Annotated in this window: 18 protein-coding genes and 1 pseudogene; 11 read left to right on the forward strand and 8 right to left on the reverse strand. The window is 73.6% G+C overall.

Annotated features, from left to right (window positions below; genetic code table 11):
* Positions 1-10: 10 nt before the first annotated feature.
* Complete coding sequence (locus JOL79_RS22470) at positions 11-508, reverse strand: DUF3145 domain-containing protein (protein ID WP_210157857.1); 498 nt, start codon at positions 506-508, stop codon at positions 11-13.
* Between the two features lie 192 nt (positions 509-700).
* Between JOL79_RS22470 and JOL79_RS22475 the strand changes: the two genes are divergently transcribed.
* The 4 genes and pseudogenes from JOL79_RS22475 to JOL79_RS34275 all read left to right on the forward strand — a co-directional run.
* Positions 701-1,708, forward strand: coding sequence for a S8 family peptidase (locus JOL79_RS22475; protein WP_210157858.1), 1,008 nt, complete (start codon positions 701-703; stop codon positions 1,706-1,708).
* Between the two features lie 44 nt (positions 1,709-1,752).
* Complete coding sequence (locus tag JOL79_RS22480; RefSeq protein ID WP_210157859.1) at positions 1,753-2,307, forward strand: RNA polymerase sigma factor; 555 nt, start codon at positions 1,753-1,755, stop codon at positions 2,305-2,307.
* Positions 2,304-2,816, forward strand: a complete 513-nt coding sequence (locus JOL79_RS22485; protein ID WP_210157860.1) for a hypothetical protein — start codon at positions 2,304-2,306, stop codon at positions 2,814-2,816. The genes JOL79_RS22480 and JOL79_RS22485 overlap by 4 nt, the downstream gene beginning before the upstream one ends.
* A 1,391-nt stretch (positions 2,817-4,207) precedes the next feature.
* A pseudogene (locus JOL79_RS34275) lies at positions 4,208-5,326 on the forward strand (CHAT domain-containing protein); the annotation flags it as partial.
* 80 nt (positions 5,327-5,406) lie between these two features.
* Here JOL79_RS34275 and JOL79_RS22490 read toward each other — a convergent pair.
* The 4 genes from JOL79_RS22490 to JOL79_RS22505 all read right to left on the reverse strand — a co-directional run bounded on the left by JOL79_RS22490 (position 5,407) and on the right by JOL79_RS22505 (position 10,863).
* Positions 5,407-6,219, reverse strand: a complete 813-nt coding sequence (locus tag JOL79_RS22490; RefSeq protein WP_210157861.1) for a sulfurtransferase — start codon at positions 6,217-6,219, stop codon at positions 5,407-5,409.
* An 83-nt stretch (positions 6,220-6,302) separates the two neighbouring features.
* Complete coding sequence (locus JOL79_RS22495) at positions 6,303-7,451, reverse strand: alkaline phosphatase family protein (protein WP_210157862.1); 1,149 nt, start codon at positions 7,449-7,451, stop codon at positions 6,303-6,305.
* Positions 7,452-7,487: 36 nt separating this feature from the next.
* Positions 7,488-8,081 carry a DUF5998 family protein gene (locus tag JOL79_RS22500; protein ID WP_210157863.1) on the reverse strand — a complete coding sequence of 198 codons (594 nt, stop codon included), beginning with the start codon at positions 8,079-8,081 and terminating at the stop codon, positions 7,488-7,490.
* Positions 8,082-8,157: 76 nt separating this feature from the next.
* Positions 8,158-10,863, reverse strand: a complete 2,706-nt coding sequence (locus JOL79_RS22505; protein ID WP_210157864.1) for a bifunctional acetate--CoA ligase family protein/GNAT family N-acetyltransferase — start codon at positions 10,861-10,863, stop codon at positions 8,158-8,160.
* A gap of 270 nt (positions 10,864-11,133) precedes the next feature.
* Here JOL79_RS22505 and JOL79_RS22510 point away from each other — a divergent pair, with 270 nt between their 5' ends.
* Positions 11,134-12,027 carry a carbohydrate kinase family protein gene (locus JOL79_RS22510; RefSeq protein ID WP_210157865.1) on the forward strand — a complete coding sequence of 298 codons (894 nt, stop codon included), beginning with the start codon at positions 11,134-11,136 and terminating at the stop codon, positions 12,025-12,027.
* Between the two features lie 49 nt (positions 12,028-12,076).
* Here JOL79_RS22510 and JOL79_RS22515 read toward each other — a convergent pair whose 3' ends face one another.
* Positions 12,077-14,185, reverse strand: coding sequence for a RecQ family ATP-dependent DNA helicase (locus JOL79_RS22515; RefSeq protein ID WP_210157866.1), 2,109 nt, complete (start codon positions 14,183-14,185; stop codon positions 12,077-12,079).
* Positions 14,186-14,303: 118 nt separating this feature from the next.
* Between JOL79_RS22515 and JOL79_RS22520 the strand changes: the two genes are divergently transcribed.
* Together JOL79_RS22520 and JOL79_RS22525 are read left to right on the forward strand one after the other, a co-directional pair.
* Positions 14,304-14,879 carry a GNAT family N-acetyltransferase gene (locus JOL79_RS22520; protein WP_210157867.1) on the forward strand — a complete coding sequence of 192 codons (576 nt, stop codon included), beginning with the start codon at positions 14,304-14,306 and terminating at the stop codon, positions 14,877-14,879.
* A 186-nt stretch (positions 14,880-15,065) separates the two neighbouring features.
* Positions 15,066-17,606: a DNA gyrase/topoisomerase IV subunit A gene (locus JOL79_RS22525; RefSeq protein WP_210157868.1), complete on the forward strand. Its 2,541-nt coding sequence runs from the start codon at positions 15,066-15,068 to the stop codon at positions 17,604-17,606.
* 80 nt (positions 17,607-17,686) lie between these two features.
* On the opposite strand, the gene JOL79_RS22530 is transcribed toward JOL79_RS22525, so the two are convergent.
* The gene (locus tag JOL79_RS22530) at positions 17,687-18,064 is read right to left on the reverse strand and encodes a VOC family protein (RefSeq protein ID WP_210157869.1); all 378 of its coding nucleotides are present in this window, start codon (positions 18,062-18,064) and stop codon (positions 17,687-17,689) included.
* Between the two features lie 157 nt (positions 18,065-18,221).
* On the opposite strand from JOL79_RS22530, the gene JOL79_RS22535 reads away from it, so the two are divergent.
* The 4 genes from JOL79_RS22535 (at position 18,222) to soxR (ending at position 20,870) form a co-directional block, all read left to right on the forward strand.
* Positions 18,222-18,722, forward strand: coding sequence for a beta-class carbonic anhydrase (locus tag JOL79_RS22535; protein ID WP_210157870.1), 501 nt, complete (start codon positions 18,222-18,224; stop codon positions 18,720-18,722).
* A 145-nt stretch (positions 18,723-18,867) separates the two neighbouring features.
* Positions 18,868-19,869, forward strand: a complete 1,002-nt coding sequence (locus JOL79_RS22540; protein ID WP_210157871.1) for an SPFH domain-containing protein — start codon at positions 18,868-18,870, stop codon at positions 19,867-19,869.
* 13 nt (positions 19,870-19,882) lie between these two features.
* The gene (locus JOL79_RS22545; protein WP_210157872.1) at positions 19,883-20,203 is read left to right on the forward strand and encodes a hypothetical protein; all 321 of its coding nucleotides are present in this window, start codon (positions 19,883-19,885) and stop codon (positions 20,201-20,203) included.
* Between the two features lie 94 nt (positions 20,204-20,297).
* The gene (gene soxR, locus JOL79_RS22550; protein WP_210157873.1) at positions 20,298-20,870 is read left to right on the forward strand and encodes a redox-sensitive transcriptional activator SoxR; all 573 of its coding nucleotides are present in this window, start codon (positions 20,298-20,300) and stop codon (positions 20,868-20,870) included.
* Between the two features lie 74 nt (positions 20,871-20,944).
* On the opposite strand, the gene JOL79_RS22555 is transcribed toward soxR, so the two are convergent.
* Positions 20,945-23,017 carry a DNA gyrase/topoisomerase IV subunit B gene (locus JOL79_RS22555; RefSeq protein ID WP_210157874.1) on the reverse strand — a complete coding sequence of 691 codons (2,073 nt, stop codon included), beginning with the start codon at positions 23,015-23,017 and terminating at the stop codon, positions 20,945-20,947.
* Between the last annotated feature and the right edge of the window lie 119 nt (positions 23,018-23,136).

The raw sequence follows: 23,136 nt of genomic DNA on the forward strand, positions 1-23,136 counted from the left end.
CGGGGACGGCTCAGACGGCGGCGTGCAGCCAGCGGACCGGTGCGCCCTCCCCGGCGTACCGGAACGAGTCCAGCTCCTCGTCCCACTGCTTGCCGAGCAGGCGGTCGAGCTCGTCCTCCAGGACGACCCGGCCCTGCGCGGCCATCAGCATCACGTTCCGTAGCCGATCCTCGGGGATCATGATGTCCCCGTTCGCCCCGGCGACGGCGGTGAACGCCCCCAGGGTCGGAGTGTAGGCGTGCCGCGAGCCGTCCACGCCGGGCGACGCGTCCTCGGTTATCTCGAAGCGGATGCGCTGCCAGCCCATGAGTGAGGACGCGACCGCCGCCGCCGTTCCCGGACGGCCCTCCCACTCCGCCTGGGCCCGCAGGGTCCCGGGCGCGGCGGGCTGGGCGGTCCACGTCAGATCGACGGGTACGCCAAGAACGCCTGCGACGGCCCACTCGATATGCGGGCACAGCGCAGGCTGAGCCGAGTGGACGTACAGGACGCCACGAGCAGCAGCCACCGGACCTCCCAATTCGCATGAGGTGCGCCTTCCCCAACGACCTCATACTTGGGATGATCACGATTGGATGACTGTAGGAGAGACTACCGTCCGTCGCGGCCCGGCACCAGAGGGGGGTCATACCGATTAGGGCTTGGTAACCCTCCGGATTGGGAAAGAAACCGTCCGCGAGAAGTCGACGGAGGGATGCCCATGCGCAGCCGAGTGGTCGAACCCGTTCCGGGACGGCCCGCCCTCATCCGGCCGGGCGAGTTGCTCACCTCGGCCCCCGGGGCCGTTGCCCGGTGGGCGCTGTCCGCCGATCCGATCGAAGATCTCCACCTCGTCCGGCTGTCGCCCGGCGTGGACGTTCTCGACCTCACGGCCGATCTGCGCGCCCAGGGGCACGCCGCCTCTCCCAACCACGTGTTCGTGGGTCAGCCCCTGCTGTGGGGCGGGCCGGGCGGCGTCCCCGCGCCCGCCGAGGCGGTGCCGTACGAGCCGGGTGAGCCGGGCGACGTGACGGTCGCCGTGCTCGACACGGGACTCGCCCCGCACCCCTGGCTCCGCCGCTGGTACGCCGGGGAGACGGCGGAGGTCGCCGACGCGGACGGGGACGGCCGGCTCGACGAGCAGGCCGGGCACGGCACGTTCGTGGCCGGGCTGATCGTGCGGGCCGCCCCCGGCGTCCGGCTGCGGCCGGTGCGGTTCCTCGACAGCCACGGCGTGGGCGACGAGGCCGCGCTGCTGCGCGCCCTCGCGCGGCTCAGGTCCGAGCGGGTCGGCATCCTCAACCTCAGTTTCGGCGGGTTCACGTTCGACGACCTGCCCCCGATCGGGCTCGCCGAGGCGCTGGCGGCCTTCCCCGCCGTGGTCGCCTGCGCGGGCAACACCGCCTCGTCCCGCCCGTTCTGGCCCGCGGCGCTGGCGGGCGTCGTCGCCGTCGCCGGGCTGGACGGCCAGGTCCGGGCGCCGTTCTCGGCGTACGGGCCGTGGGTGGACGCCTGCGCGCAGAGCGTCGATCTCACGAGCTGCTTCCTCGATCGGGGCGGTTTCCACGGCTACGCGACGTGGAGCGGCACCTCGTTCGCCGCCGCCGCGGTGTCCGGCGCCCTCGCCCGCCTCTGCCGCGGCATGCCACCCGGCGCCGCGGTGGCTCGGCTGCTGCACGAGGGGAGGCAAATTCCGGATCTCGGCGTGGTCGTCGGCGTGGACGGCTAAGGTTTCGGATGACCGGCTGTCTCCCATCGATCGCAAACGGTCACATGACTGACGACATCTCGCCTGACATCTCGCCGCACCACCTCGACCAGGACGCCTGGGAGGATCTCGTCGCCCGGTTCGAGGGGCGGATGTGGGCGGTCGCCCGCGCCCTCGGGCTGAGCTCGTCCGACGCGGCCGACGCCGTCCAGGGCGCCTGGCTCCGGCTTGTCGAGAGCCTCGACTCCATCCGTGATCCCGACCGGATCGGCGCGTGGCTGGTCACGACCACCAGGCACGAGGCCGTCCGCCTGGCCCGCCGGGCCCGCGGTGAGGTCGTCTCCCCGTCCGGGGAGGTCCCCGAGACGGCCGTGCCCGACCCCGCGGCGGCCGTGGTGGACGCCGACTTCGGCAGGCACGTGTGGCGGCGGGTCGACCTGCTCGGCGAGCCCTGCCGATCGCTGCTGCGCCTCTGGGCGCTCCATCCCGACGCCAGGTACGCCCAGATCGCCGTCCGGCTGGACCTGCCGGTGGGCAGCGTCGGCCCCACCCGCGCGCGCTGCGTGTCGCGGCTGCGCGCCCTCCTCGCCGAGGACACCGGCGCCGAGGAGGCGTCATGAGGGACGAGTACCTGCTGGCGGCGCTGCGCCTGGGAGCCGGATCCGACCCGGTGCCAGCCCGGGTGTCGGCGGCGGCACGGGCCGCCTTCGCGCTCCACCTGCCCGGCGGGATCGCCGCCCCGCCTGTGGAGGTCCCCGCGCCCTCCGGCGCCCGCTCGGGGGCGCCCGGCACCGACACCGGTCCCGACGAGGGCCGCGACGAGGGCGGCGATCGGGACGGCGGCGGGCCGGACGAGCTCCGGCTCCGCCGCTTCACGGCGGCGGGCCTGACCATCGACGTCGAGATCACCGTCACCGGCGGACGGCTGGAGGTGGCCGGGCAGGTGTCCCCGCCCCCGGGGCCGGACGCCCGGGTGGAGGTCCGCACTCCCCACATCGCGAAGGTCCGCGCCCTCACCGGGGGCGGCCACTTCGCCGTCGCCGGTCTGCCCGCCGGATGGGTCAGCGTGGTGTGCCATCGCCCGGGCGAGCCGCCGGTGTTCACCCGCTGGGCGCACGTCGGGGCATGACCCCGACCGGTCCGCGCCGACACTCCCGGACGGATCCCCGGCTCGGCGCACTGGTCGCCCGAGCCGAGTCGGCCGTACCGCTGGCCAGCGTGGACCCCGGGCGTGCGCTCGACGAGGCGCGCGAGGTCCTGGCCCGGACGCGCGGCGTGCCCGGCGGCGCGGAGGCCGTGTCGGTCGCGCTGCGGGCGTCGGCGCTCGCCGCCCGTGAGCTCGGCGACCTCGATCTCGCCGCGCGACGGCTGACGGAGTCGGCCGCCACGGCCGCGCGGCTCCCCGGCCGCGCGGCGCAGGCGTGGATGTCGCTCGTCTCGGTACGGGCACAGCTCGGCGACCCCGCGGGCGGGCTGCGGCTGGCCGACCTCGCCGAACGCGATCTGGCCGGGGCCGACCTGGCCCGCCTCGACATCCAGCGGTCGGTCGCGCTCATCCTGCTGGGCCGGTTCCGGGACGCCGTGACATGCTGCGACCGGGCCGTCGCGGCCCTCGGCGAGGACCCCGCGTTCCACGCGGGCGGCCTGCTGAACCGCGGCGTGGCCCACACCTACCTGGAGGAGTTCGGCGCGGCGGAGGCCGACCTCGCGGCCTGCGCGTCGATCGCCCGGTCGGCGCGTCTCGATCACCTCGCCATGCTCGCCGAGGGCAACCTGCCGTTCGTCGCCGCCCGGCGCGGGGACGTCGCCGCCGCCTTCGGCCGCTACCTGGCGGCCGAACGCGCCCTGTTCGGCTACCCGGAACGACTGGCCGCGATGCGCACCGACTTCGCTGAGGCGCTGCTGGCGGCACGTCTGCCCGGCGAGGCCAGGACCCTGCTCGAACAGGCCGTCGGCGATCTGGTCGCCGCGGGCGCCCTGGCGGCCGTGCCGGGCGCGCGGCTCCTGCTCTCCCGCGCCCGGCTGCTGGCCGGCGACGCCGCCGCGGCGCTGCCGTCCGCGGAGACCGCGCGGGCCGAGCTCACCGCCCAGGGCAGGCCCGAGGACGCCGCTCTGGCGACCGAGGTGATCCTCCGGGCGCGTCTCGCCGCCGCCGATCGCGCCGGGTCACCCCCAGGCGACGACACGCTCGCCGGGCTGCTGGCCTGCGCCGCCGAGCTCCACGCGCACGGCCGTCAGGTCGAGCGGGCCGCGCTGCTCCGCACGGCCGCCGAGACCGCCGTACGGCTCGGGCACCTCGACCGGGCCCGGGCCTGGCTCGACGCGCTGTCCGCGGATCACGACGAGCCGAGCGGTGACGTCCCCGGCCACAGCGTCCCCAGCCACAATGTCCCCAGCCACAATGTCCCCAGCCACAATGTCCCCAGCCACAATGTCCCCAGCCACAATGTCCCGTGCCACGACGGCGCCGGGCCGTCCGCCGATGACGATGCCCGGGCGGTCCGGTGGCACGCCCGGGCGATGCGCCTGCGGCTCGACGGCGACCTCGCCGGGGCCCTGGCGGCGGCACGCGCGGGAATCGGCCCGCAGCCCGGAGCGGGAATCGGCGCCAAACCGGCGGAAGCGGGGCCGGCTCCGGCCGCGACGGCCCGCCCTGCCGAGGAGCTGGCGGCCTTCGGCCTGGAGGTGGCGCTGGAGACCGGCGACGCACCGGCGGTGCTCGACTGGGCGGGAAGGTGGCGGTCGGCGGTCCGCGGCACGCCACCGCCGGGCCCGGCCGTCGCCCGCGCGCACGCGGGCACGCTCGTCGAGCTGATCCGCCGCGGTGACGACCTGTACGCGGTCGTCGCCGGGCGGGGTGAGTGCGTCCTGCGGCGGCTGGGGTCGTACGCGGCGGCGGCCGAGGCGACCGTACGCGTCAGATATGGCCTGCGGCGGCGGAACCTGCGCGAGGCCCGGCCCGCCGGGGCCGGGGCACCCGGCGAACTGGCGAGCGAGCTGACCGAGCTGGACCGGCGGCTTCTCAGCCCTCTCGGCCCGCTGCCCGGCCCCGTCACGATCGTGCCCACGGGCGCCCTGTGCACGCTGCCCTGGCCGCTCCTCCCCTCGCTCGCCGGACGGCCGGTGTCGGTCGCGCCCGGCGCCGCGTGGGCCTCGCCGACCCCTCCGGGCGGCGCGCGGGAGGCGGTCGCGGCCGTCGCCGGTCCTGGGCCGGCGCACGCGGCGGCCGAGGCGGATCGGGTCGTGGCGGCCCATCCCGGCGCCCGGCGCGTCCCCGCCACCCGCGACGAGGTGCTCGCGGCGCTTGAGTGGGCCGGCGTGCTGCACGTGGCCGCGCACGGGATGTTCTCCCCGCGCAGCCCGATGCTCTCGCAGATCGCGCTCGACGACGGCCCGCTGATGGCCTACGAGCTGCTGCGCGCGGCCCGCGTCCCCCGGCTGGTCGTGCTGTCCGCCTGCGACGCCGGGATGGCGCACGCGCCCGCCGACGGGATCGCGCTCGGGCTGGCCGGGGCCTTCCTCGACCGCGGCGCGGCCTGCGTGATCGCGGGCGTGGCCCCGCTGCGCGACGACGAGGCCCTCGCCCTCATGACCGCCCTGCACGGCCTGCTGGCCGCCGGGATTCCCGCGGCCCGGGCCCTCGCCGACGCGGCCGCCGGCGCGCCCGGGGCGTCCGGTCTGGTCTGCTTCGGGGACGGCGGGGTGCGGCTGCGCGGCGGTCAGCCGGTCGCCACCGGCCGGGCGGGGTCGGCGACCCAGTTGGACCACGATCCGACGTACAGGGCGGCGGGGAAGCCGGCGACCGCCAGCGCGAGCACCTCGTGGGCCGCGGTCACGCCCGAGCCGCAGTAGGCCCCGACCGGGACGCCCTCGACGACGCCCAGCGTGTTGAACCGCTCCCGGAGGAACTCGCCGCGGTGGAACCGTCCGCCGGGCTCCACGTTCTGCCCGGTGGGCGCGCTCACGGCACCCGGGATGTGACCGGCGACCGGATCGACCGGCTCCGTCTCCCCCCGGTATCGCTCGGCGGCCCGCGCGTCGAGCAGCACGCCGGAGACGGCCAGCTCGGCGGCCTGGTCGGCGTCGAGGACCGGCATGCCGCCGGGCTCGGCCGTGAAGTCACCCGGCGGCACGGCCTCCGTCTCCTCCGACACGGGCAGCCCTGCCCGCAGCCACGCGCGCAGGCCGCCGTCGAGCACTCGTACGCCGGGGTGCCCGAAGTAACGCAGCGTCCACCAGGCGCGGGCGGCGGCGGTGGAGTCGGCGTCGTCGTAGACGACCACCGGCCGCGACCCCGACACGCCCAGGCGGCGCATCGCCTCCTGGAAGCTCTCCGGGGAGGGCAGCGGGTGCCGCCCCGCGGGGCCGGGCGGGGCGGCCAGATCGGTGTCGAGGTCGCAGAAGACCGCGCCCGGGATGTGTCCCTCACGGTACGACTCGACGCCGGGCGGACCGGCCAGCCGCCACCGCACGTCGAGGATCGTGACGTCGCCGAGCTCGGCGAGGCTCTCCGGCGTGATCAACGGGCTCATCGGGCTCCACCTCCGGTGCTGGACACCCGCCCATTGTGCCGGGCGGCCGCCACGGACGCCGCGTCCGGAGCCGGATCCGCGCGTCAGCTCCTGATCTCCACGAGGGGGACGTTCTGCTCGGCCGGCGTGAGTGACCCGTGGTTGCCGACCAGGGACGCCTCCACCGGCTCGGTCTCCGACGCCACGATCGCGCAGTCGCCGTACGGCACGGCCATGACGTCGCCGATCCGGGCGAGCCACTCGGGGCGGACCCGGGGGCCGAACCAGCCGGCGCCGGCCGCCTCCTCGCGGGTCACCACCCAGGCGCGTCCCGCGAGGGCCTCCCGCCAGACGGCGGCGACGTCGGGCGCCGCCCCCGGCCGGGTGTAGAGGTGCCGCGCGCGGGCGTCGCCGCCGATCATGAGCACGCCCTCCCGCAGGTCGGGCCGGTGGTCGACGTCGACCCTGTCACCCACGTTGATCATGCCGTGGTCGGCCGTCACGTAGAGGGCCGAACCGGGCGGCAGCGCCTCGGCGATCCGCTCGGCCATGCGGTCGGCCACGGCCACCTGGTCGAGCCACTCGGGGGAGCCCCAGCCCTTCAGGTGGCCCATCCGGTCGACGTCACCGTAGTAGACGGTCACGTAGGCGCTCTCGCGCATCGAGCGCCGGACGGCCTCCACCCGCTCGGCGGGCGTCTCGGCCGCCCGGTAGCGCACTCCCCGGTAGACGGCGCGGGTCAGCCCGGTGCCGTCGAACATCGCGGGCGCGACGTACACCGGATCGGCGCCGAGGGCCGCCAGGCGCTGGAAGACGGTCGGGGCCGGCTGCCACGTCTCCGGGTCGACGGCCGGTCCCGGTGCCGTCCAGCGCAGACAGTTGAGCAGCCGCCCCTCCCCGGGAACGGCCATCTGGATGCCCACCATGCCGTGCTCCCCCGGCGGGCTGCCGGTGCCGAGCGTGGCGAGGCTCGTCGGGGTCGACGACGGAAAGCCGGCCGTGAGCGTGCGGCGTGGCCGCGACGACAGGAAGGGCGCGGCCTCGGGATGCGCGGCCAGCAGCTCGGCCCCGAGGCCGTCGACGAGGAACAAACACACTTTCCGGACGGGCTCCAGCCCCAGGGTGCCGGTGCCCGGCAGTCCGAGGGCGGCGAGCAGCGACCCCGGCAGCTCCGCGAGGGAGGCGGTGCCGTACGCGGGCACGTACGGCGTGACCGCCGCGCCCTCCGGAGCCGCGACGTCGGGCTCGGGCACGTCGCCTCCCTTCGGATGCCGGGCCGGGGGTCCGCCTCAGCGCGCGGCGGCGCGCGCGGTGGCCTCGGAGAGCGCCTTGGCGAAGGCGAGGACGTGGCCGACCGCCTCCGGTCCGTCGGCGGCCTCGCTCACCCGCAGGGACAGGTCGTCGGCGGTGATCGCGCCGGTGTAGCCGTGGTCGGCGTCGCAGTTGTCGTCGCCGCAGGTCGCGGGTTCGAGATCGACATGAGAGATCGCGCCCCAGCCGATCGTGAGCGTGACCTCGGTCGGGGGAACGCCCGGGACGTACGACGCGGGATCGGGGACGACGCGGGTGACGGCGACGGACTGAATGCGGCTGAGGCGCACGGCCTCCGTGGTGGTGGAGGCGTGCGACGCCGGCATCCCCTCCGCCGGAGGGTGCTCGTCGGTGTGGCACACCAGCAGCCGGGTGGGTGACAGCACCAGGACCGTGACGTGCCTGCGCACCTCCATCGCCGGGTCGAACGTTGCCTCGTGGTGCACGACGTACGCGCCGACCTGCTCGCTGCCGAGCGCGGAGTCGACGGCGTCGGCGACCAGGTCCGGGTAGTAGCCGCTGCGGTCGATCGCTTCGCGCAGACCCGCCGCGGACACTCGGGTATCCCTCATAGGTCCATCCTGCCCTGTAAGGGACACCGGTTTCACACCCCAACGTGTACGGGTTTTCCGGCTTCCCGACGTGAGGTCAACCCAGGCGCCGGGGGCCGGCGTCGGGCCGGAGCCCCTCCGCCGGGCGGACGAAGGCCCGGGCGCCCAGCACGATCACCCCGTCACGGCCCGCCAGCACCGGGTCGAGCTCCAGCCGTACGACCTCGGGCAGCGCGTCGGCCAGCAGCCCGATCCGCACCAGGAGGTCCTCCAGCGCCTCGACGTCCACGGGGCGATAGCCGTACTCGCCGAAGAGCAGCGGGGCGGCGCGGACGGAGCGCACCTGGCTCGCCGCGTCCTCCGCGGTCAGCGGCGCGATGCGGTAGGCCCGGTCGCCGAGCAGCCGGGCGGTGACCTCACCCAGCCCGAACGACACCACCCCGCCCGCGTGCCTGTCCTGGACGGCCGTGACGACGACCGGCACCGACGGCTGCGGCGCCATCCGCTGCACCGCCAGCCGCGCGTCCGGCCCGAGGAGCGCGGCCAGGTCGCCGAACGCCCGCCGGAGCCCGGCCGGCTCGGTGAGGCCGAGCCGTACGGTCCCGGCGCGGCGGACGTCGGCGGGGTCGGCCGACTTGATCGCGACCGGCCAGCCCAGCCGCTCGGCGGCGCCGACGGCCTCCTCGGGCGACCCCACGGTCTCTGCGGCCCACACGTCCACCCCGAAGCAGGCCAGCAGCCGCGCGGCGTCGGCCTCCCGCCAGCCCTCCTGCCCGTCCTCCCGACCGGCTTCCCGACCGGCCTCGTGCTCGGCCTCGCCCGGCCCGGCGAGGGCCTCGGCGACGATCCGGCCCGCCGCCTTGACGTCGACGCCGCCGACGTGCGGCACCACGCCGGCCGGCTCGGCCCGCCATCGCGCGTACCTGACGACGTGGGCGAGCGCCCGCACCGCCTCCTCCGCGGCGGGGTACGACGGGATCGACCCCCGGCCGGGGGAGCCCTCCCCGCCGTCGACCCGGAGGGAGGACGGCATGCCGAGCTCGCCCTGGAAGGTGGCGAGCACCGGTTTACCGGAGTCGCGTGCCACCCGCAGCAGTTCGGCGGCCACCTCCTCCGACCCGCCGGGGATCGGCGGCATGTAGACGACGACCGCCGCGTCCACCTCGGGCAGGACGCCCGCGAGTGCCGCCCCGAACTCTGCGGCCCCGGCCCGTGCACCGAGGTTGACGGGCGGGACGGGGTCGAGGCCCGCTCCCACGCACGCCTCGACGGCCAGCAGCGCGAGGGCGTCCGAGTTGCCGACCACGCCCACCCGCGGTCCCGCGGGCAGCGGCTGATGGGCGAGGAGTTGCGCGACGTCGAACAGCTGGGTCAGGTCGTCCACCCTGATCACCCCGGCCTGGGCGAACAGCGAGCCCAGCGCGGCGTCGGACAGGCCGAGCACGGGGGCCGCGTGCCCGCCGGGCATCCCGCGGCTCTTGACCACGACGATCGGCTTGCCGCGCGAGATGCGCCGGGCCAGCCGGGCGAACTTCCTCGGGTTTCCCAGCGACTCCAGGTAGAGAAGGATCACGTCGGTCGCCGGGTCCTCCTCCCAGTACTGCAGCAGGTCGTTGCCGGACACGTCGGCCCGGTTGCCGGCCGAGACGAAGGTCGAGATGCCCATCCCCCGCTGCGCCACCCGCTGCATCAGGGCCGTGCCCAGCGCGCCCGACTGGCTGAAGAAGCCGACCCTGCCCCGGCCCGGCAGGGTCGCGGCCAGAGTCGCGTTCAGCCGTACGGCGGGGTCGGTGTTGGCGATGCCGAGGCAGTTGGGGCCCACCACGCGCATACCGTACGCGCGGGCGATGCGGACGAGCTCGTCCTGACGGGCCCGGCCCTCGGGTCCCGTCTCCCCGAAACCTGACGACACGACGACGAGGCCCTTCACGCCCTTCTGGGCGCACTCCTCGACCAGTTCGAGCACACCCTCGGCCGGCACCGCCAGCACCGCCAGGTCGACCACGCCGTCGATCGCCGAGACGCTGCGGTAGGCCCGCACCCCCGCCACCGCCCGTACGTGCCGGTGGACGGGGTAGACGGGGCCGGTGAAGTCGGCCGCGAGCAGGTTGCGCAGCACGGTCTGCCCGATGCCGCCCGGCTCGCGGCTGGCGCCGATCACCGCGACCGACTCCGGCGTCAGCAGCCGCGCGATGGAGCGGGCCTCCGCCCGGTGTTCGCGCGCGAGCCGGACCTCCTGGGCCGTGTCGGTGGTGGACAGGTCGAGGGTCATCCGGACCACGCCGTCCTCGAACTGGCTCTGCGCCGTGTAACCGGCCTGCCGCAGCACCCCGGTCATCCGGTGGTTTCCGGGGAGCACGTCGGCGATGAAGGTCCTGATGCCCCGCTCCCTGGCGGCGGCCCGCAGGTGTTCGAGCAGGACCGAGGCCATCCCCCTGCCCTGGTGGGCGTCCTCCACCAGAAACGCCACCTCGGCCTGGTCTCCGGCCGCGATCCGGTCGTAGCGGACGACGGCCACCATCTTCGCCGCGATCGTGGCGATGAACGCCACCCGGTCGACGTAGTCGACGTTGGTGAACCAGGTGATCTCGCGGTCACTCAGGCGCGGGTGCGGGCCGAAGAACCGGAAGTAGATCGACTCCTCGGACAGGCGGGAGTAGAAGGACTGGAGGAGATCGGCGTCGTCCGGCCTGATCGGGCGCAGGTGGGCCGTGCCCCCGTCCGACAGCACGACGTCCGCCTCCCAGTGAGCGGGGTACCGAGGCTGCACGGTCCCGAGACTAATGCCCGGCTTGGAGCGCATTGGGAGATATGCGAGGTGATCTCGACAACGCCAAGAGCCACTCCTGACCGATTCCGGTCGGATCGCGGCGGGCGGCGGCCATAACGGATCGGCCAGTTCGGAGCGGGGTTTTGAACAACGCTTGTGCATCGACATGCCCCGGTGTCCGCTCTCCGCCCCACGACAAGGCCGGAAGCTGTTAGGTTTCTGGGCGTCAGCCTCACGGCAGGGAGACGACGCCGCCCCAGGGTCCGGCTCGTCTCCACGAGCAGTTGGCAAGGTGGTGACATCATGACGCGGGTCGTCGTGGTGGGCGATCTCATGACAGACGCGGTCGCCCGCGCCCGGTTCCCTCTGGCGAGGGCGAGCGACACGCCGGCCGTGGTGACCATGCACGGCGGTGGCTCCGGCGCCAACATCGCCTCATGGCTGGCGGTCGAGGGCTCCGAGGTCGCCTTCATCGGGCGCCGCGGCGCCGACATCACTGGCCGCAACCGCGACATGGAACTCATGGGCTACGGCGTCGACGCCCGGCTCGTGATGGACCCGGAGCGGCCCACCGGCACCTGCGTCGTCCTCGTCACCCACAAGGGCGAGCGGACCATGCTCTCCGACCCCGGCGCCAACGCGGCGCTCTCGCCCGAAGACCTGCCGCGCGACCTGTTCGCGTCGGGCAGCCATCTGCACATGTCGGGCTACACCCTGATCAACGAGGGATCGCGGGACGCGGGGCTCGCCGCGCTCGACCTCGCCCGCAGGGCCGGCATGTCGATCTCGGTCGACTGCGCCTCCTCCGCGCCGCTGGACCGGACCGGGGCCGAGCCGTTCCTGGAGTGGACCCACGGAGCCAAGCTGCTTTTCGCCAACGCCGACCAGGCCAAGGTGCTGACCGGCCGCGACGACCCGGCCGCCGCGGCCAAGGTGCTGACCGCCTGGTTCCCGCAGGTCGTGATCAAGCTCAACGCCGAGGGCGCGCTCTGGTACACGAACAACCGCCCCGAGCCCGTCCGGGCCCCGGGCGAGATCGTGGACCGGGTGGTCGACGGCACCGGCGCCGGCGACGCCTTCACCGCGGGCTTCCTGCCGCCCTGGCTGGCGGGCAAGCCGCCGGCCGAGTCTCTGGCCGCGGGCAACGCCCTCGCCGCCAGGTGCATCGCCAACCTCGGGGCGCGGCCCCGCCTCTGATCCCGGGCCCTGTCCCTTTCCTACCGGCTTCCGGTACCGCCGTAGCACGTCATGAGGTGGTGGCCAGCGCCAGCGGAAGGACGGCGGGGGCCCCGGCGTGCCGGATCTGGGCTGCGGCGAGAGTCAGCGTCCAGCCCGTCTCCACCCGGTCGTCGACCAGCAGAATCGGGCCGCCCGCCGCGGCGACCGCGGCGGCCAGCTCCTTCGGCATGGCGAGCGTGGCCCGCACCGCCGTAACCCGCTGGGCGCTGTTGTGCCGGCGGGCGGGCGCGCCGCTCCGGTAACCCAGCTCGCCCAGGTGCTGGAGACGGCCCACCCGCGCGAGACGCTCGGTGAGTGAGCCGACGAGGATCGGATGAGTGGCCGACGGCACGCTCACCACGGCGACCGGGCGGCTGTCCCACCGCCACGACCTCAGCACCTCGACCACGGCGGCGAACACGTCGTCCGGCACCGGGGCGTCGGGCGCGGCCAGCAGCTCGCGCAGCCGGGTACCCCAGCCGATGTCGGTCAGCCGGCCGAGCGCGCGGCCGGTCTCCGCGCACAGCTCGGGCTTGATCCGGCCCTTGAGGTCGGGCAGGCCGGTCGGCCACTGGCGGCGGGGGTCGATGTCCACTCCCGGCCGCGCCAGCCGCTCACGCGCGGCCTCCGCGGCCTCGTCGGGGACGTCGGCGGCGCGGTGGGATCCGGTGCAGTTGTCGCAGCGGCCGCACGGCCCGGCCCCGTCGTCGTCGAGGTGGCGGCGGATGAACTCCTCACGGCAGCCGGTGGTGGCGATATAGCCAAGCATGGCCTCCTGCTCGGCCCGGCGCTCGGCGATCACCCGGGCGTAACGCTCGGCGTCGTACGCCCACGGCTCTCCCGTCGCCTCCCAGCCGCCCTTCACCCGCCGGACGGCCCCGTCCACGTCGAGGACCTTGAGCATCATCTCCAGGCGGCCGCGGCTCAGGTCGACCCGCGTCTCCAGGGCCGCGGTGGACAGCGTGCCCTCCTGCGACAGCGCCTCAAGCGTCGCCCGGACCACCGGCTCGGGCGGGAAGGCCAGCGAGGCGAAGTAGGCCCAGATCTCCCGGTCCTCGGCGCCGGGCAGGAGGATCACCTCGGCCCGCTCGACGCCGCGCCCGGCGCGGCCGACCTGCTGGTAGTACGCCACGGGCGAGGCGGGCGCCCCGATGTGGACGACGAAGCCCAGGTCGGGCTTGTCGAACCCCATGCCGAGGGCGGAGGTGGCCACGAGGGCCTTGATCCGGTTGGCGAGCAGGTCGTCCTCGGCTGCGAGCCGCTCGGCCGGCTCGGTCTGCCCGGTGTAGGCGGCGACGGCGTGGCCCTGCTCCCGCAGGTAGGCGGCGACCTCCTGGGCCGCGGCCACGGTCAGGGTGTAGACGATGCCCGATCCCGGCAGGTCGTGCAGCGCGGCGGCCAGCCAGGCGAGCCGCTGCCCGGCTGAGGTGTGCCGCACGACGGACAGGTGGAGGCTCGCGCGCTCCAGCGGCCCCCGCAGGACCAGGACCTCGCCGCCCGCGAGCTCGTCCCACTCCTGCACGGTGGCGAGCTGCTCGGCCACGTCCCTGGTGACCCGGGCGTTGGCGGTCGCGGTCGTGGCCAGCACCGGGATGCCGGAAGGCAGCTCGGCGAGCAGCGTCCGCAGCCGGCGGTAGTCGGGCCGGAAGTCGTGGCCCCAGTCGGAGATGCAGTGGGCCTCGTCGATCACCAGGAGGCCGGCGCTCTCGGCCAGCTCGGGCAGAACCTGGTCGCGGAACTCCGGGTTGTTCAGCCGCTCCGGGCTCACCAGCAGCACGTCGACCGTGCCCTCGGCGACCTGCCCGTAGACCTTCTCCCACTCCTCCGGGTTGGCCGAGTTGATCGTCTGGGCGTGGATCCCGGCCCGCTCGGCCGCGGCGATCTGGTTGCGCATGAGCGCGAGCAGCGGCGACACGATGACCGTCGGCCCCTCGCCCAGCTCGCGCAGCAGCGCGGTGGCGACGAAGTAGACGGCGGACTTGCCCCAGCCGGTGCGCTGCACCACGAGTGCGCGCCTCCGGTCCATGACCAGGGCTTTGATCGCGGTCCACTGGTCGTCCCTGAGGCGCGCCCCCTCCCCCGCGAGCGCCCGCAGGCGCGCCTCGGCCTCGTCCCGCAGCGTCTGTTCTTCGCTCACGCGGTCATTCGTACCAGGTCCTGGCGACCGTTTCCGCCCGTCTCCCGGGTCCGCCCTCCCGTACGACGTCCCACGGAGCGGAGGGCGAGCCAAGGGAGATGGTTGGATATGTCCCGCTATGGACGTCACCACGTGGTATCTCGAACAGACCGACCCCGCCGATCTGCGGCCCGCCCGGCCCCCGCAGGAGCCCGTGGAGATCTCTCGGGCGGAGGTGCCGAGCCCGGAGTTCGGCCGGTTCCTCTACACCGCCGTGGGCGGCGACTGGCAGTGGACGGAACGGCTGCCCTGGACGTGGCGGCGATGGATGGACTGGCTCGACCGGCCCGGCACGGAGACCTGGGTGGCCTGGCTCCGCGGCACTCCCGCCGGGTACGCCGAGCTCGTGGCCGACGGGGACGGCCAGGTGGAGATCGCGAGCTTCGGGCTGCTGCCCTACGCGATCGGCCGGGGGCTGGGCGGTCACCTGCTGGAGACGGCCGCGTCGCGCGCCTGGGACATCGCCCGGCGCGTGCCCGGGCTCGCCCCCACCCGGCGGGTCTGGGTGCACACCTGCTCGCTGGACGGCCCGGCCGCGCTGCCGAACTATCGTGCCAGGGGCTTCCGCGTCTACGACGAGCGGCTGAACGTGCCGGGAGACGCCGACGAGGGCTCGACGCCGGGCCCCTGGCCGGGAGCCGGCCCTCGCGGCTGAGCCACCTCCGGCCCCGGCCGGCCATCTCCGGGCCCGCCTGGACCGGGGAAGCCGGGACCGGGCGGGCGGCCCCGGCAGTAGGGTGGTGAGTCGCCTTTGGGGGCGGCTCTCGGCAGAATGTTCGATGTCCACCCCCTCCCCGGCCGGGCGGCCGGGACCCGACTCCTCGAGACGCAGGAAATTCAGATGGCCCGACGCACGACGACACCACCGCCGGAGGATTTCGAGGAACGGATCGTCGACATCGACGTCTCCGCGGAGATGAGGGCGAGCTACCTCGAGTACGCCTATTCGGTGATCTACCAGCGGGCGCTGCCGGACGCCCGCGACGGTCTCAAGCCCGTCCAGCGCCGCATCCTCTACTCCATGAGCGAGATGGGCCTGCGCCCCGACCGCGGTCACGTCAAGTCCTCGCGGGTCGTCGGGGAGGTGATGGGCAAGCTGCACCCCCACGGCGACACCGCGATCTACGACGCGCTGGTGCGGCTCGCCCAGCCGTTCTCCATGCGGCTCCCGCTGGTCGACGGGCACGGCAACTTCGGGTCCCCGGACGACTCCCCGGCGGCCATGCGGTACACCGAGGCCCGCCTCGCCCCGGCCGCCATGCTCATGGTCCAGTCGATCGACGAGGAGACGGTCGACTTCAAGCCCAACTACGACGGCCAGGAGACCGAGCCCTCGGTCATGCCGTCGGCGTTCCCCAACCTGCTGGTGAACGGCGCCTCGGGCATCGCGGTCGGCATGGCCACCAACATGGCCCCGCACAACCTCGGCGAGGTCGTCGCGGCGGCCCGGCACCTGATCAAGAGGCCCGACGCCACTCTCGACGAGCTGATGCGCTTCATCCCCGGCCCCGACCTGCCCACCGGCGGCACGATCATCGGCCTGGCCGGCGTCAGGGACGCGTACGAGACCGGCCGGGGCACCTTCAAGATGCGGGCCAGGGCGACGATCGAGGACGTCACGCCCCGGCGCAAGGGCATCGTCGTCACCGAGCTGCCCTTCAACGTCGGCCCGGAGCGCGTCGTCACCAAGATCAGAGAGATGGTGACCGCCAAGAAGCTCACCGGCATCTCCGACCTGAAGGACCTGACCGACCGCCACAAGGGCCTGCGCCTGGTCATCGAGATCAAGAACGGCTTCAACCCGGAGGCCGTGCTGGAGGAGCTCTACCGGCTGACGCCGATGGAGGAGACCTTCGGCATCAACAACGTGGCGCTGGTCGACGGCCAGCCGCGCACTCTGGGCCTGCGCGAGCTGCTGTCCGTCTACGTCGACCACCGGCTCGACGTCGTGCGGAGGCGGTCGGCGTACCGGCTGCGCAGACGCGAGGAGCGGCTCCACCTCGTGGACGGCCTCATCGTCGCGCTGCTCAACATCGACGAGGTCATCCAGGTCATCCGTTCCTCGGACGACTCGGCCGCGGCCCGCGCCCGCCTGATGGAGGTCTTCGCGCTCAGCGAGACCCAGGCCGTCTACATCCTCGACACGCCCCTGCGCCGCCTCACCCGCTACGACAAGCTGGAGCTCGACCGCGAGAAGGAGTCGCTGCAGGCCGACATCGCCGAGCTGACCGCCATCCTCGCGTCGGACGAGCGGGTGCGGAAGGTGGTCTCCGCCGAGCTGGCCGAGATCGCGAAGACGTATGGCACGCCGCGCCGCACCGTGCTGCTGGAGTCGTCGGACGCCGCCAGGGCGGCGGTCGTGCCGCTGGAGGTGGCGGACGACCCCTGCCTGGTGCTGCTGTCGTCCACCGGGCTGCTGGCGCGCACGACGGACGCCGCGCCGATCTCCGGAGAGGGCGACCGGGCCGTCCACGACGTCCTGGTGTCGGTGGTCCGCTCAACCGTGCGGGGCGAGGTCGGGGTGGTGACTTCGAAGGGCCGCATGATCCGGGTCTCCGTGCTCGACCTGCCCGCCCTGCCGCCCTCCGCCAACCCGCCGTCGCTCGCCGGGGGCCATCCCGTCTCCGAGTACGTCTCGCTGGAGACGGACGAGAAGGTCGTCGGGCTCGGCTCACTCGACCCCGACGGGCCCGGGCTCGCCCTCGGCACCGCCGCGGGCGTCGTCAAGCGGGTCGTCCCCGAATACCCGGTGAACCGGGACGAGTTCGAAGTCATCGGCCTGCGCGACGGCGACGTCGTCGTGGGCGCCGTCGAGCTGTCCTCCGCCGATCACGACCTGGTCTTCATCACCACGGACGCCCAGCTGCTGCGGTTCTCCGCCTCGTCCGTCCGGCCCCAGGGCCGTCCCGCGGGCGGCATGGCCGGGATCCGCCTGGAACCGGACGCCCGGGTCGTCTGGTTCGGCGCGGTGGACCCCGAGCGGGAGGCGCGGGTCGTCACCGTCGCGGGCTCCTCGACCGCGCTCCCCGGCACCCAGATGGGCGCCGGCAAGATCTCCGACTACGCCGACTTCCCGCCGAAGGGCCGGGCGACCGCGGGCGTGCGGGCGCAGCGGTTCCTGAAGGGCGAGGACGTCCTGCTGCTGGCCTGGGCGGGCCCCGCCCCGGCGAAGGCCGTATCCGCGATCGGCAAGCCGGTGCCGCTCCCCGACGAGCTCGGCCGCCGCGACGGATCGGGCGTGCGGCTCGTCCACGCGGTCGCGGCGATCGGCGGCGCCCTCGGGACAGATCTCGGTTCTTCCGGTGCTTCCGGACCTTCAGACGAGGAGGCCGGAGCGGCGGGTCTCGCCGACGACGCGGGAGGCGGCGAACCGGCCTCCTGAGCCGTCCGCGGGGGCGTCCCACCTGCGGCGCCCCCGCGATCAGGCGTGCGCGCCATGCACGACGGCCGCGCGCCGGTCGGTCACTCGCCGCCGCTCAGGCACAGGCAGAAGGGGTGGCCGACGGGGTCGAGGAACACGATGAAGCCGCTCTCCTCGCCGGGCTGGTGCTCGTGCTTCACCGCGCCCAGCTCTGTCACCGCGGCCTCCGCCTTGGCGAAGTCGTCGACCTGGACGTCGATGTGGAACTGCTGCGGGTGGGCCTGGCCGGGCCAGACGGGCGGCCGGAAGTCCTCCACACGCTGGAAGGCGAGCTCGATCCCGCGCTCGTCCGCGATCGCGACCCACTCGTCGTCCGCCTCGACGGTCTCCCAGCCGACCAGGGCGGCGTAGAACTCGCTGAGCGCCCGGGGGTCCGGGCAGTCCAGCACCACCGAATGCATCCGCGCGATCCCGGCCATGCGTCCTCCTCTGTCAAATGGCGACACCGGCGAAAACCCTATACAGGTGTCGACGTCGGGTCCACAGGTTTCCCGTACTGCCCATCCGGCGCCTCCTATTCACCGCATGGGGCACCCGGGCTGGGCGTGGAATCTGGCATAGGGCAGCATCTATGTCATGTCAGGTGCATTCGATGATCTGCTGGCCGCGAACGAGAAGTACGCGAGCGACTTCTCCCACTCCGACCTCACCGGCCGCGCACTGAAAGGGCTCGCGGTGGTGACCTGCATGGACTCCCGCGTGGATCCTCTGGGGCTGCTGGGGCTGACCGCCGGCGACGCCAAGATCCTGCGCAACGCGGGTGCCCGGGTGACCGACGACGTGCTGCGCACCCTGGTCCTCGCCGTCTATCTGCTCGGCGTGGACCGGGTGCTGGTCATGCCGCACACCGACTGCCGGATGTCCAAGTCCACCGACACGGAGGTCCACGACCTCATCCAGTCCGACTACGGGGTGGACACCCGGAGCCTCGACTTCAAGACCGTCCCGGACCAGCGGGAGGCCCTCAGGCACGACCTGACCCGGATCAAGGCGAGCCCCTATCTCCCGGCGGGCCTCAACGTGGGTGGCGCGATCTACGACGTCCGGACCGGAAAGCTCAATCCCGTCGAGATGTGACGGCCGCGCCGGCCGCCGGACAGGCGGCCGGCAAGCGGCGCATCCGCGGAACCGCGGGCCGGTGCCGATACGTTCTCCTGCCGAAGATCCACCGAGTTTCCGGCCACCCCGCGCCGGCCCGGCCCGCCCCCCGAGGAGCCTCCATATGCCGACCCGTACCCCGAACACCGCCTCCGGCGGACCCCGCGTGTTCCGGACGGTCTCCGTCCTCGTGGTGATCGTGCTCATCCTCGCCGCCTTCCCGACCGTCAAAGGGCTGCTGAACGGATTCGAGCGGACCGGGGGCGGCGAGGTGGCCGTGATCAGGAACGGCGGCCTCCTGGACGACAACCGCATCCGCCAGATCATCGACCCGGGCTCCAGCGTCACCTGGATCGGCTGGTGGTCGCAGGTCCACCGCTATCCCGCCCAGCAGCGGTTCTACACGATCACGTCTCAGGCGGGTGGCGGCGAGCGGTCGGGCGTCGACGTGGTCACGGTCCCGAGCAGCGACGGCGTCAACATGGGCATCGAGGGCACCCTCTACTTCGGTCTCAACCTCGACCCCACGACGCTCCGGTCGTTCGACGACAAGTTCGGCACCCGCAAGTTCCGCAGCGCGGCCGGCGGCAGCTACTACCCCTGGGACGGGGACGAGGGCTGGTCCGCCTTCCTCGACCAGATCATCCGCCCGGTCATCGACAACGACCTGCGGTCCCAGGTCAACAGCTTCCGCTGCGCGGAACTGGTCTCCTCCTGCGCCCTGGTGCAGAACTCGTCAAACCAGCAGGCCGGGCTCCAGCAGCAGGGCAACAACGCGAACATCGCCAAGATCCAGAACGCGGTCAACGTCAGCCTCGCGGAGGATCTCAAGTCGACGCTCGGCGCGGAGTTCCTGACCGGCATCCACTTCAACCTGTCGCGGGTGACCCTGCCGACCGACGTGCAGAAGGCCGTCGACCGGGCGCAGGCGGCGTTCGCCCAGGTGACCGAGGCGCAGGCGAAGGTGGCCCAGGCGCGGGCCGAGGCCGACGCCAACAAGGCCCGCCAGGACGGCTACAACCGGTGCCCCACCTGCGCCGAGATCGAGAAGCTCAAGGCGCTGCCGCAGGGCATCACCGTCTACGCCCCGGGCAACACCGGAGGCGTCGCCCTGCCCACCAAGTGAGGGAGCGGCACAGATGCGCGTGCTCATCCTGCCCGCGACCCTGATCGTGGTCGGTGCGCTCGTCTACCTGCTCGTCGTGCTCCTCCGCGGAGCCCGCGGGGGCGGCCGGACTCCGGCCGCCCCGCCCCGGTGGGAGGTCGACACGGTCATGGAGAACGGCTGGACGCTGGTCGTGGTGCGCAGGGTGCTCCCCGGCCGCGGCGGTCCCGTCGAGCTCACCAAGCAGACGGTCCGGGCGATCCCGGACGACGACCCGAACTGGGACGAGCGCTACCGCCAGGCGATAGCCGAGGCCCGCTCCCGGGTGAGCACGCTCGAGCTGGAGTCCGGCTGACCACCGGCCCGGCGGCACCGGGCGCCTCCGCGAGGTCGCCGACGCGACCGGCGGCGAAACCTCGACATTGGTTGAGGTCGGCTAGCCTGAAGGCGTGACCGAGCCGTCCCGGGCCGAACCCTCTCTCACCGAGCAACACCGAACCGAACAGGCCCGCACCGAACAGGCCCAAACCGAGGAGCCCCGCACCGCGCCGTCTCGTGCGGCGCGCGAGCTCACGGTCGGCGAGCTGGCCCGGCGCAGCGGCGTGCCGCACTCCGCCCTCCGCTTCTACGAGCAGCAGGGCCTGATCGCCAGCCGGCGTACGGCGGGCAACCAGCGCAGGTACGGCCGGGACGTGCTGCGGCGGGTGGCCTTCATCCGGGTGTCGCAGCGGGTGGGCATCCCGCTGGCGCGCATCAGGGACGCGCTCGCCCTGCTGCCCGAGGGGCGGACCCCCACCCGGGACGACTGGGCCAGGGTCTCCCAGGGGTGGCGCGAGGACCTCGACGACCGCATCAGGCAGCTGGAGCGGCTGCGCGACCATCTGACGGACTGCATCGGCTGCGGCTGCCTGTCGCTCGACCGGTGCGCCCTCGCGAACGGCTACGACCGGCTGGGCGCCGAAGGGCCGGGCCCGCGCCGGCTGCTCATTCCCGGCGCGCACACGCCGACGCCTGAGGACTGAGGCGCCCGCCCGGGGTGACGGCTCAGTCGTCAGGCGTCTCAGGCTCCTCAGGGCCTCAGCCCTCTCAGAGCGTCTCAGGCGTCGATGGCGTCGCGGTCGACCTCGGCGGCGCTGCCCACGATGAACTCCCGCCGGGGGCCGACCTCACTGCCCATCAGGAGATCGAAGATCCGCTCGGCCGACTCGACGTCCTCGATCCTGACCCGGCGCAGCACGCGGTGGCGGGGGTCCATCGTCGTCTCCGCGAGCTGGTCGGCGTCCATCTCGCCGAGACCCTTGTAGCGCTGCACCGGCTCCTTCCAGCGCTTGCCGCGGCGCTCCAGGTTGCCGAGGACTTTGTGGAGCTCGGCGTCGGAGTAGGTGTAGACGTACTTGTCCTGTCCCCGGCCCGGGTTGGTGACCTCTATCCGGTGCAGCGGGGGCACCGCGGCGAACACCCGGCCGGCTTCGACCATCGGCTTCATGTACCGGTGGAACAGGGTGAGCAGCAGACAACGGATGTGGGCGCCGTCGACGTCGGCGTCGGCCATCAAGATGATCTTGCCGTAGCGGGCGGCCTCGATGTCGAACGAGCGGCCGGAGCCCGCGCCGACCACCTGGATGATCGCGGCGCACTCGGTGTTCTTGAGCATGTCCGCGACGGACGCCTTCTGCACGTTGAGGATCTTGCCCCGGATCGGCAGCAGGGCCTGGAACTCCGAATCGCGGGCCAGCTTCGCGGTGCCGAGCGCGGAGTCTCCCTCCACGATGAACAGCTCGCTGCGGTCCACTCCGTCACTACGGCAGTCGACCAGCTTGGCGGGGAGCGCCGAGCTCTCCAGGGCCGACTTGCGCCGCTGGTTGTCGCGGTGCTCGCGGGCGGCGATGCGGGCCTTGGCCGCCGCCGCGATCTTCTCCAGGACGGCTCGGAGCTGCTGCTTCTGGCCCCGCTTGGGGGTGGCGAACAGCGCCTTGAGCTCCCGCGTCACGACGTGGGCGACGATGCGGCTCGCCGCCGAGGTGCCGAGGACCTCCTTGGTCTGGCCCTCGAACTGCGGCTCGGGCACCCGCACGGTGACCACGGCCGTCAGCCCCTCGAGGATGTCCTCCTTGGTGACCGGCTCGTCGCCGTTCTTGAGCAGCCGGGTCTCCCTGAGCAGCTCGTTCAGCACGCGCACCAGCGCCCGCTCGAAACCCGCGACGTGGGTGCCGCCCTTGGGGGTGGCGATGACGTTGACGAACGAGCGGACCGTCGTCTCGTAGCCCTTGCCCCACCGCACGGCGATGTCGGCCGTCAGCTCGCGCTCGATCTCCGTGGGGGTCATGTGCCCCAGGTCGTCGAGCACCGGGACGGTCTCGTGGAAGTGCCCCTCGCCCTGGAGCCTGAGCACGTCGCAGACGGCCTCGTCCCTGGCCAGGAACTCGGTGAACTCGCTGATGCCGCCGTCGAACCGGAACGTCTCCTCGATCGGCTCCTCAACCCGGCTGTCGCGGACGACCAGCGTGAGGCCGGGCACCAGGAACGCCGTCTGACGCAGCCGCACGTGGATCTCGTCGAGGGAGACCTCGGCCTCCGGCAGGAAGATCTGCCGGTCCGCCCAGAAGCGGACCCGGGTGCCGGTCACCCCCGGGGCGGCCGCGCCGCCGTCGCGCAGGCCCGATCTCTTGCGGAACTTGGCGGTGGGCCCGTCGCCGTCGAAGGCCCCGGGGACACCGCGTCTGAAGCTGATCTGGTGGACCCGGCCGTCCCGGTCGACCTCGACGTCCACCCGGGCGGAGAGCGCGTTGACCACGGACGCGCCGACGCCGTGGAGGCCGCCTGAGGCGCCGTAGGAGCCGCCGCCGAACTTGCCGCCCGCGTGCAGCTTCGTGTACACGAGCTCGACGCCGGCGAGGCCGCTCTTGGGCTCGACGTCCACCGGGATGCCGCGGCCGTCGTCACGGACCTCGATCGATCCGTCGGCGTGCAGTTCGACCTCGATGCGGGAGCAGTAACCGGCGAGGGCCTCGTCGACCGCGTTGTCCACGATCTCCCACAGGCAGTGCATGAGCCCGCGGGTGTCGGTGGAGCCGATGTACATCCCTGGGCGCTTACGGACGGCTTCAAGGCCTTCCAGCACCGAGAGATGGCGGGCCGTGTATCCCGTCTCCGCGCGAACCGCCGTCACACCGAACTCCCACTTATCAATCGAACACGCGTACGCAGCTTATCGCTACTCCCGTTTGTACGCGTACAAGCTTGCCAGGCGCAGCTGTGTGAATGGTCAAAGCCCCGTGATCCGCGTCA

The organism is Microbispora oryzae (genome assembly GCF_017896165.1).
In the GTDB taxonomy this organism is placed as follows: domain Bacteria; phylum Actinomycetota; class Actinomycetes; order Streptosporangiales; family Streptosporangiaceae; genus Microbispora; species Microbispora oryzae.

What these genes read in the sequence shown, in the direction of transcription:
- JOL79_RS22475 (WP_210157858.1), top strand. Translation starts at nt 701, where the DNA reads ATGCGCAGCCGAGTGGTCGAACCCGTTCCGGGACGGCCCGCCCTCATC.
- JOL79_RS22480 (WP_210157859.1), top strand. Translation starts at nt 1,753, where the DNA reads ATGACTGACGACATCTCGCCTGACATCTCGCCGCACCACCTCGACCAG.
- JOL79_RS22485 (WP_210157860.1), top strand. Translation starts at nt 2,304, where the DNA reads ATGAGGGACGAGTACCTGCTGGCGGCGCTGCGCCTGGGAGCCGGATCC.
- JOL79_RS22490 (WP_210157861.1), bottom strand. Translation starts at nt 6,219, where the DNA reads ATGAGCCCGTTGATCACGCCGGAGAGCCTCGCCGAGCTCGGCGACGTC.
- JOL79_RS22500 (WP_210157863.1), bottom strand. Translation starts at nt 8,081, where the DNA reads ATGAGGGATACCCGAGTGTCCGCGGCGGGTCTGCGCGAAGCGATCGAC.
- JOL79_RS22505 (WP_210157864.1), bottom strand. Translation starts at nt 10,863, where the DNA reads ATGCGCTCCAAGCCGGGCATTAGTCTCGGGACCGTGCAGCCTCGGTAC.
- JOL79_RS22510 (WP_210157865.1), top strand. Translation starts at nt 11,134, where the DNA reads ATGACGCGGGTCGTCGTGGTGGGCGATCTCATGACAGACGCGGTCGCC.
- JOL79_RS22520 (WP_210157867.1), top strand. Translation starts at nt 14,304, where the DNA reads ATGGACGTCACCACGTGGTATCTCGAACAGACCGACCCCGCCGATCTG.
- JOL79_RS22525 (WP_210157868.1), top strand. Translation starts at nt 15,066, where the DNA reads ATGGCCCGACGCACGACGACACCACCGCCGGAGGATTTCGAGGAACGG.
- JOL79_RS22530 (WP_210157869.1), bottom strand. Translation starts at nt 18,064, where the DNA reads ATGGCCGGGATCGCGCGGATGCATTCGGTGGTGCTGGACTGCCCGGAC.
- JOL79_RS22535 (WP_210157870.1), top strand. Translation starts at nt 18,222, where the DNA reads ATGTCAGGTGCATTCGATGATCTGCTGGCCGCGAACGAGAAGTACGCG.
- JOL79_RS22540 (WP_210157871.1), top strand. Translation starts at nt 18,868, where the DNA reads ATGCCGACCCGTACCCCGAACACCGCCTCCGGCGGACCCCGCGTGTTC.
- JOL79_RS22545 (WP_210157872.1), top strand. Translation starts at nt 19,883, where the DNA reads ATGCGCGTGCTCATCCTGCCCGCGACCCTGATCGTGGTCGGTGCGCTC.